At 57.8% G+C, this 15,224-nt stretch carries 17 protein-coding genes; 12 read left to right on the top strand and 5 right to left on the bottom strand.

The window, feature by feature from the left end:
• Positions 1–93 precede the first annotated feature (93 nt).
• From GOV87_RS17550 to GOV87_RS17540, 3 genes are read left to right on the top strand one after another with little or no spacing between them, the layout of a single operon-like run.
• Positions 94–972 (top strand): LysR family transcriptional regulator, encoded by an 879-nt coding sequence (locus GOV87_RS17550; protein ID WP_171126881.1) that lies wholly within the window; start codon positions 94–96, stop codon positions 970–972.
• A complete protein-coding gene (locus GOV87_RS17545; protein ID WP_171212634.1) occupies positions 969–1,889 on the top strand; it encodes a DMT family transporter in 921 nt (306 codons plus the stop codon). Before GOV87_RS17550 ends, GOV87_RS17545 begins: the two co-directional genes overlap by 4 nt.
• A gap of 43 nt (positions 1,890–1,932) precedes the next feature.
• Positions 1,933–2,346 (top strand): universal stress protein, encoded by a 414-nt coding sequence (locus GOV87_RS17540; RefSeq protein WP_171126879.1) that lies wholly within the window; start codon positions 1,933–1,935, stop codon positions 2,344–2,346.
• A gap of 5 nt (positions 2,347–2,351) precedes the next feature.
• On the opposite strand, the gene GOV87_RS17535 is transcribed toward GOV87_RS17540, so the two are convergent.
• Positions 2,352–2,684: a metalloregulator ArsR/SmtB family transcription factor gene (locus GOV87_RS17535; protein ID WP_171126939.1), complete on the bottom strand. Its 333-nt coding sequence runs from the start codon at positions 2,682–2,684 to the stop codon at positions 2,352–2,354.
• A gap of 231 nt (positions 2,685–2,915) precedes the next feature.
• On the opposite strand from GOV87_RS17535, the gene GOV87_RS17530 reads away from it, so the two are divergent.
• The 5 genes from GOV87_RS17530 (at position 2,916) to GOV87_RS17510 (ending at position 5,486) form a co-directional block, all read left to right on the top strand.
• Positions 2,916–3,248, top strand: a complete 333-nt coding sequence (locus GOV87_RS17530) for an AtpZ/AtpI family protein (RefSeq protein WP_171212633.1) — start codon at positions 2,916–2,918, stop codon at positions 3,246–3,248.
• 2 nt (positions 3,249–3,250) lie between these two features.
• Positions 3,251–4,009, top strand: a complete 759-nt coding sequence (locus tag GOV87_RS17525) for a F0F1 ATP synthase subunit A (protein ID WP_171126877.1) — start codon at positions 3,251–3,253, stop codon at positions 4,007–4,009.
• 48 nt (positions 4,010–4,057) lie between these two features.
• Complete coding sequence (locus GOV87_RS17520) at positions 4,058–4,282, top strand: F0F1 ATP synthase subunit C (protein WP_005981269.1); 225 nt, start codon at positions 4,058–4,060, stop codon at positions 4,280–4,282.
• A gap of 86 nt (positions 4,283–4,368) precedes the next feature.
• Positions 4,369–4,920, top strand: a complete 552-nt coding sequence (locus tag GOV87_RS17515) for a F0F1 ATP synthase subunit B' (RefSeq protein WP_171125327.1) — start codon at positions 4,369–4,371, stop codon at positions 4,918–4,920.
• A gap of 5 nt (positions 4,921–4,925) precedes the next feature.
• Entirely contained in the window at positions 4,926–5,486 is a 561-nt protein-coding gene (locus GOV87_RS17510; RefSeq protein WP_171125325.1) for a F0F1 ATP synthase subunit B, read from the top strand.
• 83 nt (positions 5,487–5,569) lie between these two features.
• On the opposite strand, the gene GOV87_RS17505 is transcribed toward GOV87_RS17510, so the two are convergent.
• Positions 5,570–6,244, bottom strand: a complete 675-nt coding sequence (locus GOV87_RS17505) for a hypothetical protein (protein ID WP_171126876.1) — start codon at positions 6,242–6,244, stop codon at positions 5,570–5,572.
• A gap of 151 nt (positions 6,245–6,395) precedes the next feature.
• Complete coding sequence (locus tag GOV87_RS17500; protein WP_171126875.1) at positions 6,396–7,166, bottom strand: FCD domain-containing protein; 771 nt, start codon at positions 7,164–7,166, stop codon at positions 6,396–6,398.
• A 155-nt stretch (positions 7,167–7,321) separates the two neighbouring features.
• On the opposite strand from GOV87_RS17500, the gene GOV87_RS17495 reads away from it, so the two are divergent.
• The 4 genes from GOV87_RS17495 to GOV87_RS17480 all read left to right on the top strand — a co-directional run bounded on the left by GOV87_RS17495 (position 7,322) and on the right by GOV87_RS17480 (position 12,983).
• A complete protein-coding gene (locus tag GOV87_RS17495) occupies positions 7,322–8,521 on the top strand; it encodes a PLP-dependent aminotransferase family protein (RefSeq protein ID WP_171212632.1) in 1,200 nt (399 codons plus the stop codon).
• A gap of 46 nt (positions 8,522–8,567) precedes the next feature.
• Positions 8,568–8,975 carry a hypothetical protein gene (locus tag GOV87_RS17490; protein ID WP_171212631.1) on the top strand — a complete coding sequence of 136 codons (408 nt, stop codon included), beginning with the start codon at positions 8,568–8,570 and terminating at the stop codon, positions 8,973–8,975.
• A gap of 139 nt (positions 8,976–9,114) precedes the next feature.
• Positions 9,115–12,570 carry a chromosome segregation SMC family protein gene (locus GOV87_RS17485; protein ID WP_171212630.1) on the top strand — a complete coding sequence of 1,152 codons (3,456 nt, stop codon included), beginning with the start codon at positions 9,115–9,117 and terminating at the stop codon, positions 12,568–12,570.
• Between the two features lie 53 nt (positions 12,571–12,623).
• A complete protein-coding gene (locus GOV87_RS17480) occupies positions 12,624–12,983 on the top strand; it encodes a hypothetical protein (RefSeq protein ID WP_171212629.1) in 360 nt (119 codons plus the stop codon).
• A gap of 127 nt (positions 12,984–13,110) precedes the next feature.
• Here GOV87_RS17480 and GOV87_RS17475 read toward each other — a convergent pair whose 3' ends face one another.
• Complete coding sequence (locus tag GOV87_RS17475) at positions 13,111–13,923, bottom strand: hypothetical protein (protein ID WP_171212628.1); 813 nt, start codon at positions 13,921–13,923, stop codon at positions 13,111–13,113.
• A 135-nt stretch (positions 13,924–14,058) separates the two neighbouring features.
• The gene (locus tag GOV87_RS17470) at positions 14,059–15,222 is read right to left on the bottom strand and encodes a lytic murein transglycosylase (protein ID WP_171212627.1); all 1,164 of its coding nucleotides are present in this window, start codon (positions 15,220–15,222) and stop codon (positions 14,059–14,061) included.
• Positions 15,223–15,224 lie beyond the last annotated feature (2 nt).

Genomic DNA, 15,224 nt, shown 5'->3' with positions numbered 1-15,224 from the left:
TTCGCTCTGATCCCAATATGATTGTTGCGTCTACGAACAAAACTCTGATACTCCAACAGTGAATGTTGAAATTTGCACAATGGAACCGATGCAATGGACAATTGGGATGAGGTGAGAACCGCCTATCAGGTCGCGCGGATGGGTACGGTCAGCGGCGCGGCCGAAATACTGGGTGTGCATCATGCCACGGTCATCCGGCATATCGATGCAATCGAGGCGCGGTTGGGGATCAAACTGTTCCAGCGTCATGCGCGGGGCTACACCCCCACTGAGGCCGGGGAAGACCTGCTGCGCGTCGCGCAGGCAACCGAAGATCAGTTCAACCAACTGGTCGGGCGCATGAAAGGTCGCGGGGATGATGTGTCGGGCGAGTTGGTTGTAACGTCACTGTCTTCTTTGGCACCCTTGGTCGTTCCGGTCCTGAGCGAGTTTCAACGCGTGCACCCGGACCTGATCGTGCGCTACCTGACGGGCGACAGGTTGTTTCGATTGGAATACGGCGAGGCGCATGTGGCCATCCGTGCGGGCTCGGCCCCTGATCAGCCAGACAATGTTGTGCAACCTTTCATCACGCAGGAAGTCGGTCTCTATGCCAGTAGGGATTATATTGACCGATACGGCAAGCCGGCGACCATCGAGGATTTTGCAAACCACTACTTCGTCAGCACGGATGATGAAAACAGCCGCGCTCCGTTTTCACGCTGGTTACGCCAGACAGTGCCGGTCGAACGGATCACGTTCCGCTGCACGAACAACTTTTGCATTCGCGAGGCAGTGCTGTCCGGCGCAGGTATAGGTTTCATGGCCCGGTGGGAGGCCGCCCGCGATCCGAGTCTGGTCGAGGTCATTAAGCCGATGCCGGAATGGTTCGGCAATTTGTGGCTAGTCACTCATGTTGACCTGCATCGCACGACCAAGGTGCAGGCGTTCCTGACCTTTTTGAAAGAACAATCCAAAAGTTGGTTGCCATGAGCCCGCAAGCCCGTGGCCATTTGGCCATGCTTATTTTTTCAGCGTTGGTTGCGGGCAGTTTCTCATTGGGTTCCATGATCGCCAACAAAATTGCCCCCGAGGTGGTTACGGCGGCACGGTTCGCAATTGCTGCGGTAGTGATCGGGGTTGCTGCGCTTTTGACAACCGGTCTGCCGCGCAGCGCAGCACGAGCGCCCTGGCGCTATCTGGTGCTGGGCGGGCTATTTGCCACCTATTTCGTTCTTATGTTCCATGGCCTGAAAACAGCCCCACCTGTCAGTGCTGCAGCCGTCTTTACCCTGACGCCGGTTCTGTCCGCCGTGGCGGGCTGGGTTTTGCTTCGACAAGTGACCACACCCCGAATGGCGTTGGCGCTTACCATCGGGGCAGTCGGCGCGCTGTGGGTTATTTTCAGGGCGGATTGGCAGGCATTTACGGCCTTCCAGATCGGGACCGGAGAAATCATCTATTTCTGGGGGTGCGTCGCGCATGCGATCTACACACCTATGGTGCGCAAGCTCAACCGTGGTGAACCGGCGGTCGTGTTTGCATTTGGTACGATATTGGCAGGGTGCCTGATGCTGACGCTGTATGGCTGGTCCGACATTCGTGCAACCGATTGGGCAAACCTGCCAATGATCGTTTGGGCCGGATTGCTGTACGTCTCGATTTTTGCCACGGCGGCTAGTTTTGTGCTGGTTCAGTTCTCGGCCCTGCGCCTGCCGTCCGCTAAAGTGATGGCCTACACGTATCTTGTGCCCAGTTGGGTGATCCTGTGGGAAATTGCGCTTGGAAATGGTGTCCCGGCTGCATTGATCCTGGTTGGTGTGGTTCTGACCTGTGCCGCGTTGCTCATGCTGTTGCGTCCGGACGAGGTACCTGATGCAAAGCCCGCTCTTGAGGCAGATCAAAGCTGATACATGCGGGTTTTCCTATGCTCGGGCCAAGGAGGGTTGCACCATGTATAACCACATCATGTTTCCGGTTGACCTGCATTTGCCGCCCGAGGTTCGCAAGGCCGCAAATGTCGCCGCCGAAATTGCCAAGTGGCAAGGTGCCAAGATCACAGTTGTGAGCGTCACGGGAACCCAGCCCGGTGACCCCGTCCAAACAGACGCCACAATCGGCGATAACCTACGGGAATTTGCGGATCATCTGGCCAAGAACAGCGGCACAGAAGTCGCCTTTCAAAATATCCATTCGGTTGACGTCGCGATCGAGGTGGATGCAGATCTGGCCAAGGCAGCGGAAGACATCGGTGCGGACCTGATCGTGGTCGGCACACATGCGCCCCGTATCATGGATTATATCCTATCAAGCCACGCCGGGTATCTGGCCAAGCACGCCCGCGTTTCCGTCTTTGTCGTGCGGTGACTGCGTTATTCTTTTGCAGTCGGTAGCTCGACTTCGAGGAACCGTTCGAACGCGTCTAGGTTTACCGGCTCGAACTGTCCAAACCCCTGCATCCAGACCGACGCCGCGCGCAGCGCGTCGGGCTCAAGCTTACACCACTTTACCCGACCGCGTTTTTCCTGACTGATCAACCCGGCCTTGGTCAGGATCACCAGATGTTTCGAGATCGCAGCCAGCGACATCTCGAACGGCTCTGCCACGTCGGTCACGGCCATGTCGTCCTCAAGCAGCATGGCAAGGATTGTGCGGCGCGTGGGATCGGCGAGGGCAGCAAAGACGGTATCGAGATCGTTGGACATGGTTCCGCTGAACCACAGCGCCCGGGTTTGGTCAACCATTTGGTTGAATATGCGATTTCAGCGGTTTTGAGCGCAAGTCGTCAGGTGCGGCTGACGTGTTAGGCTGGTGGCGTGAAGGAAAATGAATTAAAAACAAATACTTAAATTGGTCTTATCCGAGCGTTCAATGCCGTTGACTCTGCGCGCCGTGCCCCTTAGCACCCTACCCAAGACTGTGCGAAGGAAACGCCCGTGACTGATGATGACCAAAAGCAGCGTATGGCGCAGCTTGAGGCCAAGATCGACGCGGCGAAAAAGGCCAAAGAGCCACCCAAGCGCGCAGACAGTGACATATCCGGCGGCGAGCTTGCCTGGAGGATGGTCATCGAAATGGTATCCGGTCTGGGGATCGGATTTGGCATTGGATACGGGCTGGACAGCCTGCTCGGGACGATCCCGATCTTTCTGGTGCTGTTCACATTGCTGGGCCTTGTCGCGGGCGTGAAGGTTATGCTCCGCAGCGCGAAAGAGGTTCAAGAGAAACAAGCGGCGGCGACGGCTGCCGAGAAGGACGAGAGGGACTGAACGTGGCAACTGAGACCACCGCAGCAGAAGGCAGCAGCCTGGTATTCCACCCGATGGATCAGTTCATCGTCAAACCGCTGTTTGGCGATGGCGCTGTTGGTATGTTCACGATCACCAACGTGACCCTGTGGCTGTTCTTTGCGATCGCTGCGGTTGTTCTGCTGCTGGTTCTGCCGACATCAAAGCGCGCGATTGTTCCGACACGTATGCAGTCGGTCGCAGAATTGACCTACGGTTTCGTCTACAAGATGCTGGAAGACATCTGCGGCAAGGAAGGCGTCAAGTTCTTCCCTTATGTCATGACCCTGTTCATGTTCATTGTCTGCGCCAACTTCCTGGGCCTGATCCCGACCTCGTTCACCACAACCTCGCATTTCGCGGTCACTATCCCGCTGGCGCTGGCCGTGTTCCTGACCGTGACCGTTCTGGGCTTTGTCAAAAACGGTGCCGCGTTCCTGGGCCTGTTCTGGGTCTCCAGTGCGCCTCTGGCGCTGCGCCCGATCCTGGCGATCATCGAGCTGATCTCGTACTTCGTGCGCCCCGTCAGCCACTCCATTCGTCTTGCCGGTAACGTCATGGCAGGCCACGCGGTGATCAAGGTGTTCGCAGGCTTCGCTGCGGTCGCCGTGATCTCACCCGTGTCCGTTCTGGCGATCACCGCAATGTATGGCCTCGAGGTCCTGGTGGCCTTCATTCAGGCCTACGTTTTCACCATTCTGACCTGTGTTTATCTGAAAGATGCGCTGCATCCGTCGCACTAAGGTCCGAACACCCAACATCGAAACTTCCAATTCGTAAGGAGATACATCATGGAAGGCGATCTCGCACACATCGGCGCAGGCCTGGCAGCAATCGGTTCCGGCGCAGCCGCAATCGGGGTGGGCAACGTAGCAGGCAACTTCCTGGCCGGCGCCCTGCGCAACCCTTCGGCGGCTGCTTCGCAGACCGCAACCCTCTTCATCGGTATCGCATTCGCAGAAGCCCTGGGGATCTTCGCATTCCTGGTCTCGCTGCTGCTGATGTTCGCCGTATAATCTGCGGAACCTGATCCTTACGCGCAGGTGGGCCCAAGCCATAGCGGTCCACCTGTTGTAAAGACAAGTTTCCGACGGAGGATATCATGGCGACTGAACCCCTTACAAAAGAGGTAGCTGGCTCGTGCGTCGACTCCTATGGCTCTGCCATCGGGATGCCGCAGCTCTGCTTCGATTGGTTCCCCAACCAGATTTTCTGGCTGGTCATTACGCTGGTCGTCATCTTTCTGGTCCTGTCTCGCGTGGCTCTGCCCCGCATCGCGGCAATCCTGGCTGAACGTCAGGGGACCATTACAAATGACCTGGCTGCGGCCGAAGATCTGAAGGCCAAGGCGGTCGAGGCAGAAGAGGCCTATAACAAGGCGCTGGCCGATGCCCGTTCTGAGGCACAGCGTATCGCAGCGGAAGCCCGTGCTGAAATTCAGTCCGGTCTGGATGACGCGATTGCCAAGGCGGACGCGGAAATCGCTGCAAAGGCGGCTGAATCGGAAAAGGCAATTGCCGAAATCCGTGCAGGTGCGCTGGAAAGCATTCAAGTGGTTGCCAAGGATACGGCGGCTGAACTGGTTACTGCACTGGGCGGCGAGGCGGATGCCAAAGCCATCGACAGTGCAATTGACGCGCAGACGAAAGGATAAGTGACATGCGGAATACTCTTGCCCTTATCCTGACCGTCGGTGCAGCTAGCCCGGCGTTTGCGGCCAAAGGTCCGTTCTTCTCGCTTGGCAACACGGATTTTGTGGTCCTTCTGGGCTTCATCGTGTTCATCGCGGTTCTGTTCTATTTCAAGGTCCCCGGCATGATCGGTGGCGCGTTGGACAACCGTGCCGAGGGCATCAAGTCCGAACTGGACGAAGCCCGCGCCCTGCATGAAGAAGCGCGCAGCCTGCTTGCCTCGTATGAGCGTAAGCAGCGTGAAGTGCAAACGCAGGCAGACGCTATCGTTGCGGCGGCCAAGGACGACGCGGCTCTGGCTGCTGAACAAGCCAAGGTCGATCTGGAAAAATCCATCGCACGCCGCCTGGCGGCTGCGCAGGATCAGATTGCATCGGCTGAGGCTTCGGCTGTGAAAGAAGTCCGTGATCAGGCCATCACCGTTGCAGTTTCCGCAGCAAACACGGTTCTGGCCAAACAGATGACTGCTACGCAAGCCAACAAGCTTATCGACGCGGCAATCGCCGATGTGGGCGAAAAGCTGCACTAAGCTGTTGCGCAATCCGAACAAGAAACCCGGCCGTAGAGCCGGGTTTTTTGTTTGTCAGAGTTCGGATGCGGTATTGCCACTCATTACCCCGGCAACTTGCTGAGGGCGCTTTCGTAATCCGGCGAGGCCACAAACAATTCCGGCAAATCCGCCAGTGCCCTGTCGATGGGGTCATAAACCTGAGCAGCCTTCGCCAAAACTTCGTCAGGGATAGACTTGCGCGCCCGTTCAGCCCGCTCTGGCAAAGTGAACTTCAATCCCAGAAAATCTTGGACATCTTCTTGTCTGCGCCAGATCGCATCGTAGCTGAGGCACAGAACAGGGACATCCTGAAACGTGCCCCATCGCCTCATCTGTTCGACCTGATTGAGAACATCAAATTCGAACAGATCATCGAATGTCCCCTTGGCGTGAAGGTGTTCAAAGTGCTGGTCTACCCAATCACGCCCAAATCTCTCCAACGCGGAATAGACGGAAAGGGCAGAGTCTTTCGTGGGGCCAAAACAGAACAGAACCTTGACGTTTTCGCGGCCCTTCAGGCCAGCCGGAAAATCATGGGTCTTGATCAGAGATCCCGCAGGCAATTCAGCCGTTGCCAATTCCGGTTCAAACCCTGCCTTTGGTTTTCGGAACCAGCGGCGACGCTTGCAGGCCACCCAAAGCGCGTCAAACATTAGCGTACTGCCCGATCTGCCATTGCTGGCCACAATTATGCAGGGGTCATCTTTGCTGTTCAGGCCGAAAGTAAGTTTGGACATGTTGATAATCAGGGTTCCCACACGGGTTCGGGGTCTACCGGCACTAGATGTCTAACTTTCGGCAAAAGGTCCAGCGATTAGCCGAAGTCTCGTGCCGGCCTGTCAGTCCGCGTGTGACTTTAAAGCTGCTCGGAAACGCACCAAAGCGCCCTTAAGCCTGTCCGGTTTCGTGATCCAGCCTTTGCTGCGCGATCGCCTCGTTACGGAGGGCCTTCTGGTGGTCTTCCATACATTGCCGCACAAAGCTCAGGTGACGATGTACTGCTTCTCTGGCACCTTCCGGATCGCGGGCCTGAAGCGCGGCGTTGATGTCTCGGTGCTGATCTAGAATAGCCTCGCGCGTGGTGCGCTGGTTGAACATCATTTGGCGATTGTAGAAAACACCTTGCCGCAGCAAGTCAAACATGGATCGCATCATGTGCAGCATCACGACGTTATGGCTTGCGTCGATGATGGCCATATGAAACTGGGCGTCCAGATGCGCTTCGTCTTCCGGGGCATTGCGCGTGTGGGCGGCTTCCATTTTGTCAAAGATCGTCTGAACGACCTTCAAATCGCTTTCCGACCCCAGTCGCGCCGCGCGCTCGGCTGCCAACCCCTCCATATCCCGGCGGAAAGACAGATAGTCCGAAACCGCCTCATCATGGCTGCTGAACAGTCGGATCAGGGCGGGGGAAAAGGCCGATCCCAAAACCTCGGCCACATAGATGCCGGATCCGGCTTTTGCGGTCAGCAGGCCTTGGTCCTGCAGTTCGGATATTGCTTCGCGCAGGGATGGACGGGACACGCCCAGTCGTTCGGCCAGTTCACGCTCGGCCGGAAGGCGCTCGCCGGGGCGTAGGATGCCTCGCAGGATCAGCAATTCGATTTGCCGCACCACCGCTATTGAGAGCTTTTCGGTCTGAACTTTTTGAAAGGGCATGAGGATGTCGTTTTGAGAATTGGTCAAATCATATGACCACGGTTTGCGGGGCGGTTCAAGAAGAGCAGATCACAGGGTTCAAAACATTAGGTCAGCAATATTGACATTAATGTGTGAGTCACTAGTGTTCACCCATTCAAGAGCGGAGGAGGCTCATGACCAACCACGAGTTGTTTGCAACGCGGGCGTCGCGCATGAAGGCGTCGGAAATTCGCGAATTGCTGAAGCTGCTAGATCAGCCCGGAATCATTTCCTTTGCAGGCGGAATTCCGGACCCGGCCTTGTTTCCCGCAGACGCATTCTCGCAGGCTTTTCAGGTTGCGCTTGGTCCAGAAAAACAGGCGCAGGCCCTGCAGTATTCGGTCAGCGAAGGCTATGCCCCGTTACGTGAATGGCTTGTCGACCACATGCGCGAGATCGGCGTTGTCTGCGACATCGACAACATCCTGATCACATCCGGGTCACAGCAAGCGTTGGACTATTTGGGTAAGCTTTACCTGTCGCCCGGCGATACGGCGCTTGTTGGTTGGCCGACATATCTGGGCGCGCTGGCTGCGTTCAACGCCTATGAGCCAAGGTTCGACCGGCTAAACGTCAATGGCAACCGGGGTGTTGACGAATACGCCGCCGCTGCCGGGGCCGGCAGGGTCAAGTTTGCCTACCTGTCTCCGGATTTCGCCAACCCAACGGGCGAGACCATGGATTTGCGGGGCCGCGAGGCTTTGCTGGATCTTGCTGAGGACTTGACTTGCGCCGTGATCGAGGACGGGGCGTATCAGGCGCTGCGATACGAAGGGAAAGCGATCCCTCCTATTTTGGCACTGGAACTGGCGCGGAAAGGGTCGATCGAAGACTGTCGCACAATCTATTGCGGTAGTTTCTCCAAGACGCTGTCCCCGGGTCTTAGGGTCGGGTGGGTTGTTGCGGCCAAACCCGTGATCTCCCAACTGGTGCTGATGAAGCAGGCTGCTGATCTTCACTCGGCGACCATTAACCAAATGGCGATCGACCAAGCGGCTCGGGCGTGTTTCGACACGCATATCCCAATGCTGCGACAGACTTACGGCGCGCGTCGGGGAGCGATGCTGGATGCGTTGGAAGAATACATGCCGGATGGGGTGGAATGGACGAAGCCCGAAGGGGGGATGTTTGTCTGGCTGACGCTGCCTGTTGGTACTGATGGTGCCGCATTGCTGTCCCGCGCTTTGGAAATGGTCAAAGTGGCCTTTGTTCCGGGTCAGGCATTTTTCCCAGATGGCTCGGGTGCAAACACAATCCGTTTGAGCTTTTCAAATTCGGACGAGGCGACAATTCGTGAAGGTATACGTCGCTTGGGTGAGGTCTTGCAGGCCTGAATGCGCAATAAGGGTCTGTTAACCAATTCCGGCCATTGATCGGGGTATGAAACGGCTTCTGACTTTGCTGCTGATGTTGGCCGCTTGTTCGGCTGGCACACCGCAATTCCGCGATGTTCCGGCCACTCGTATTGCTGTCAACGGCAGCGTTTTTGACGTACGCGTGAGAGGAGAGTTGGCCGAGGCGGTGCGGATCAACACGCAATATGCCCCGCGCTTGGGCCCAATCCGCGATCGCGCAGCCCTTGCGATGGCACAGGTATCTGGCTGCCCGATTCTTGATGTTCTTGGCGATGCGGCTGTCACCGTCGGCGTTTTGGGGTGTGACCGTCAGGCTGGTGAACGCTTGTTATTGACCTCGATTTCGGTGCCAAACTACGAATGTATTGATTTTGGCACCTATGAAAGTTCAGGTGACGACGGTTATCAGGTTTTTGAGTGTACGCCCTATTGATACAGGCTGTGACCGGCGGAAATCAGCAAGATATTGTGGATAACTCATGCCGATATCCCATATCCTGCGCAACCTCGTTGACTCAGCCCCAATCTGTTGCGCAGACTTCCAGATATAGGAATCATGGGACCCGTCGCCTTTGCGCTTTAGCAAACTCAAACTCACCGGCTTCAAAAGCTTTGTTGATCCGACCGACCTGATCATCGCGGACGGGTTGACCGGAGTTGTGGGTCCAAATGGCTGCGGCAAGTCCAATCTCCTGGAAGCTTTGCGTTGGGTGATGGGGGAAAACCGCCCCAAATCCATGCGCGGTGGCGCGATGGAGGATGTGATTTTTGCGGGGGCGGCCACACGTCCCGCTCGCAACTTTGCCGAAGTTGTTTTGACCATGGACAACTCGGAACGACTGGCCCCGTCAGGGTTCAATGACACCGATCAGCTTGAGATCGTACGCCGTATCACCCGCGATGTGGGCAGCGCCTATAAGACCAATGGCAAGGACGTGCGGGCGCGTGATGTGCAGATGCTGTTCGCGGATGCCTCGACCGGCGCGCATTCACCCGCGCTTGTGGGTCAGAACCGCATCGCCGAATTGATCAACGCCAAACCTCGCGCGCGTCGGCGTATCCTGGAAGAGGCTGCGGGGATCTCCGGTCTGTACCAGCGTCGGCACGAGGCCGAGTTGAAGCTGAAAGGTACTGAATCCAATCTGACGCGCGTCGATGACGTGCTGGAACAGCTTGGAACGCAGCTTGCACAGTTGGCCCGACAAGCGCGCCAGGCTGCCCGGTATCGCGAGATTGGCGAACAGTTGCGGCAGGCCGAGGGGATGCTTCTGTATCGTCGCTGGAAAGAGGCTGACTTGGCCCGCCAGCAGGCAGAGGAAAAGCTGCGCGAGCGTATTACCGAGGCGTCCCGCGCCGAGGCCGAAGCGCGTGAAGCAGCGGCCAAGCGCGCCGAGATCGAGGAAACTCTGCCCCCTCTACGCGAGGAAGAGGCGATTGCCGCTGCCGTGTTGCAACGCCAGCAGGTGCAGCGCGATCAACTGGCCGACCAGGAAACACGCGCGCGGCAGACGATCGAAACCCTGACCAACCGCATTCAGCAGTTGGGTAACGATATTGAGCGTGAGGCCGGTCTGAACCGCGACGCAGGTCAGATGATCGAACGGTTGGAGTGGGAGGCGAGAGAGCTTGCCAAGGCCGCCGAAGGACATGACGAGAAAGTCGCCGAAGCCGCCGAGATTGCGCGCGAGGCGGCGTCTGTCCTGCAGGACCGCGAGGATCACCTCTCGCAGGAAACCGAGGATATGGCCCGTCTTGTCGCCCGGCACCAGTCGGCGCAGCGTTTGGTTGAGGACAGCCGCAAGACGCTGGCCCGGTCTGAGGGTGAAGAAGAAAAAGCCCGTGTCGCGGTGGACGAAGCCCGTGACGCACTAAGCCGCGCAACCGACGCGTTCGAGGCCGCTCATGAGAGTGAGGAAGAAGCCCGAGAATCTGCTGAGGCCGCCGAAGAAGCCCTGGCCGCTGCGGATGAGTTGCGCACCGAAACACAGGCCCGAGAGGCCGAGGCCCGTGCCCAACGGTCCGAAGCTGAAGGTGAGCTTGGCGCCATTCGCGCCGAAACCGCGGCCCTTGCGAAACTGGTCGAACGTGACACGGCCGAAGGCGGGCAGGTGCTTGACCTGCTGCGCGTGGCACCGGGTTACGAAAAGGCGCTGGGTGCGGCGCTGGCCGATGATCTGCGCGCGCCTCTAGTCGAAGGTGACGGACCGTCCGGCTGGGTTCAGGTTGCCGGATACGATGCCGATCAGCCCCTGCCAGACGGCGCAGAGCCGCTGGCGCTGCATGTCTCAGGGCCGGACCGTCTGAGCCGCCGGATTGCTCAGATCGGGTTGGTCGACGCAGAACAAGGTGCGCGGTTGCAGGCCTCGCTGCAACCAGGGCAACGTCTGGTGTCGCGCTCGGGCGATTTGTGGCGCTGGGACGGGTTCCGGGCCTGGGCCGAGGACGCGCCAAGCGCGGCTGCCCTTCGGTTGGAGCAACTGAACAAGCTGGAAGCGCTGAAACAGGAATTGGCCCGGACCGAAGCGCAAGCCGACGGTGCACGCGCGGCGCATGAGGCCCTGTCGCAGCAACTGGCCGATGTCACCGAAGCGGACCGCCGAGCGCGTGAAGCCCGCCGTGCTGCTGATCAGCGTATGGCGGAAACTGCTCGGCAACTCAGCCGGGCCGAGGCCGACCGCAATCTGGCACAGGGCAAGCTTGAGACTTTGACCCTTGCCGTCGACCGCCACAAGGAAGACGCCATGTCTGCCCGCGCCCAACTGCGCGAGGCCGAGGGTGCGCTGACCGGTTTGGGTGATCTGGACAGCGCCCGCGCGCAGGTTGAGGACATCAAACAGACAGTCGAGGCCGCGCGGATCACGATGCTGACCCACCGTTCGACCCATGATGAGCTGCGCCGCGAAGGAGAGGCCCGAACCCGGCGCACACAAGAGGTGACCAAAGACCTGAGCGGGTGGCGGCACCGTCTGGACAGTGCCGAGAAGCGAATTTCGGAACTGGCAGAGCGCAAGGAAAGCTCGGAAGACGAGCTGTCCGAAGCCATGGCCGCCCCCGGTGAAATTGCCGAGGCGCGCGAAGAACTCAACGAGTTGATTGAAACGGCCGAAGCGCGTCGGGCCGAGGCTTTGGATAAGCTGGCTCTGGCCGAAACCCAGCAGCGCGAAGTTGTCATGGCCGAGCGGGATGCAGAGCGCGTCGCGTCCGAAGCCCGCGAGACCCGAGCGGCTGCCGAGGCACGGTGTGATGCCGCCAAAGAAGGGGTGACCGCGGCGGCTGAACGCATTGCCGAAGATCAGCAACTGACCCCGAACCAGTTGTTGAATCAGTTGGACGTAAACCCCGACCAGATGCCCGCCGCCGACGCGCTTGAGGCCGAGGTCAACCGCCACAAACGTCAGCGCGACGCGATGGGCGCGGTGAACCTGCGCGCCGAAGAAGACAGCAAAGGGGTTCAGGAGGAATTCGACACGCTGAACGGTGAAAAGGCTGATCTGGAAGAGGCGATCAAGGCGCTGCGCAGCGGTATTGCCAGCCTCAACCGCGAAGGGCGCGAGCGTCTGCTGACCGCGTTTGAACAGGTGAATTCGAACTTCGCCATGCTATTCAAGCACCTGTTTGGCGGCGGCGAGGCCAATCTGGTCATGGTCGAAAGCGATGACCCGCTGGATGCCGGACTTGAGATCATGTGCCAGCCGCCGGGCAAGAAGCTCTCGACCCTCAGCCTGTTGTCGGGTGGGGAGCAAACTCTGACGGCGACCGCGCTGATCTTTGGCGTATTCCTCGCCAATCCGGCCCCGATCTGCGTGTTGGATGAGGTCGACGCGCCGCTGGACGACGCCAACGTGACACGCTTCTGCGACCTGCTGGACGAGATGTGCCGCCAGACCGACACGCGGTTCCTGATCATCACCCACCACGCGGTGACGATGGCAAGGATGGACCGGCTGTTCGGCGTGACCATGCAGGAACAAGGTGTCAGCCAACTAGTCTCGGTCGACCTGAAGAAGGCCGAACAGATGGTCGCCTGACAGCTCACTGCATCGTGACGCCTGTTGCGGGTCTTTCACGATAGGGTCGCGGTATGACCCGATATCTGATCCTCGCCCTGCTGATCGCTGGCCCCGCCAGCGCCGCCGACTGGCCCACCAAGCCCGGAGACATCCCCTTGTCGGTCGAAGAGCTGGACGCGTTGGCGGGTCAGACGTTCACTTTCTACGACGACGGTCAGGCTGCATTCTCGGCCGGAGGTGCCTACTCCTATACCTACGCCAGCGGCGACGCGGCCTTTGGCACCTATTCCATTGCCGAAGACGGCAGCGTCTGTATCGCCTATCGCAACGGATTCAGTCGCTGTGATCTGTACGTGCGCAGTGGAGAACGGTTGATCCTGATTGATGAGAAAGGCGATCGGTATCCGGTCAGGCCGGAGATGAACCCTTGAGCGCTTTTTTCAATGGATGCTATGCGGATGAAAGCCGACGTTTGAGTTTGTCAGGTGTGAATAGAAAAACTTGAAACCATGACAATTCGGTTCGGGTGCAACGAAGTAACCAGTTCATTCCGGCCTGTTAGTTTATTCGGACTCTCTTCATTTTCACATTTCGAAACTTCGCGACGATGCTGCCGTTGAAGGGTGTGAATGGCGTCGAATACCCCCAGCGCTGCCAATCTGGGCCGAATCCCTGCATCACCAAGCCCATTTCAAAGCCTATTTGTCCGGGATTGTTATTAAGCTTGGGGTTACATAGGTTTGTTATGTAGCAATGTGGCGTCGAAACCGTCGTAGGTTTCCCCGAGACGTGATAGATTACTTTTCCGTTGCATTTTACGGTCATGGTCCCGTCGTTCGTGCGCGACCATTTGACAGTCATTTCAAACGGAATCCACTTCCCGAAGTCGCTTGGGCTCGCGCATGTCTTGCCAACGAAGCGAACACCGTAGCGTTTGTCGAGTTTCAAAAGGTATAGGTAATTGTGCTTCCCGTCGCCCAGCCAGGCAGCAATTCGAAGGCGTGTATCCCAAGCTCCGGGCAAAAATCCCTTTGCATTCGAGTTTTTCCAACCTGCGTACGCTATGCTTGGGTCAACCCAAAAATCAAAGCTGTACCTAACTGTACTACCAACACGCACCCATTTCTTTTTTAGGCTTGAGCGTATATTACCGTTCTTGCAGTCGTTTTCGGTCCGATCTCCACTATACGATCTTGATGAGCATTCACCGTATCGAAGCCCGAAAGTCGTTTCACCGTTCTTAGTGGTTGGCTTGATGGATGCGTTACGTTCGTCGGGCCTCAGGCCAAGCGGGTTAGCGGAAACAGATTGGATGCTAGAAAGCAAAAAGAAAGCAAAAACGAATACTAATTTTAGAGCAGCTTGTAACATCTAAACGCCCTCAATCTGCCAGTTCCCGAAAATATCCTATCTTGATATCATGTTAGGTGCTTTGCTGGGATTTTCAAAATCGTGTGCCCGAGCGTATTCTATTAAGTCCCATTGGGGCTCAAACCAGACACCCTTTTACAACCGCCCCAACAACTCTGCCGTCGGCCACGCATCCGCAGGCAGACCCAGCCGTTGTTGCTCGGCCTGAACGGCCGCCCGTGTCCCGGCCCCCAGAATGCCGTCGATCTTGCCTACATCATGGCCGCGTGCCTGAAGTTTGGTTTGTAGCTGCTTCATCTGTGCGCCTGTCAAACCCTGTGTTGGATTCCCGGCGTCATAGATTTGGGCACCTTCCAGACGGGTGCCGAAATAGGCGGCGGTCAGGACGTAGACAAAGCTCTGGTTCCATTCGAAATAGACGTCGAAATTGGGATAGGCCAGAAACGCCGGTCCCTTGTGCCCCTGAGGCAGGATCAGTGATGCAGGCAGGTTGGCCAGCGAACCGCTTCGGGCCTGTACTCCCATCGCCTGCCAGTCCGAGACCGGGCGCGGCTTGCCCGGACCGGACAGAGACCAATCCATTTGGTCCGGAACCGCGACCTCCTGCAGCCACGGCTGACCTGGTTGCCACCCAAGACGCGACAGCATTTTTGCGCCGGACATTAGCGCATCCGGGGCCGAGGTTTTCAGCGAAACCGTCCCGTCTCCGTCGCCGTCCACGCCATTGTCCAGAATATCCTGCGGTAGCATTTGAACCATGCCGATCTCACCCGCCCACGCGCCGGTCGTTCGGGCGGGGTCGAAATTGCCCTGACTGTACAATTCCAGCGCCGCAAATATCTGAGGGCGGAACAGTTCGGGCCGGCGGCAATCATGGGCCAATGTCACCAGTGCGTTGCGGGTGTTGAAATCCCCCTGAACCGCTCCGTAGTCGGTTTCAAACGCCCAGAATGCCAGCAACACGCCGCGTGATACTCCATATTCCCGCTCAATCCGGTCAAAAACAGCGTCGTAATTGCGTGACATGGCCTGCCCGCGATCTATTCGGTTTTGCGAGATCAGGCGGCGAGAGAAATCAATGAATGGTTTCTGAAAGACGCCTTGCGCGCGGTCAGCTCTGAGAACGGCGCCATCCTGCTGAACACCTTTAAAGAAAGCGTCGATAGTAGATTTATCAAACCCTTTGCCGACCGCCTCAGTTTTTAGCCCATTCACAAAGGAATTGAACCCGCCGCCACATTGGGCAAAGGCGGGTGTGATGAATAGGGTGGTTGCAACAAGACCAGAAAGAAAACGCATGG

The sequence above is a fragment of the Ruegeria sp. HKCCA5426 genome, assembly GCF_013034585.1.
GTDB lineage: Bacteria > Pseudomonadota > Alphaproteobacteria > Rhodobacterales > Rhodobacteraceae > Ruegeria.
This window is presented reverse-complemented; position numbering and strand designations above follow the sequence as displayed.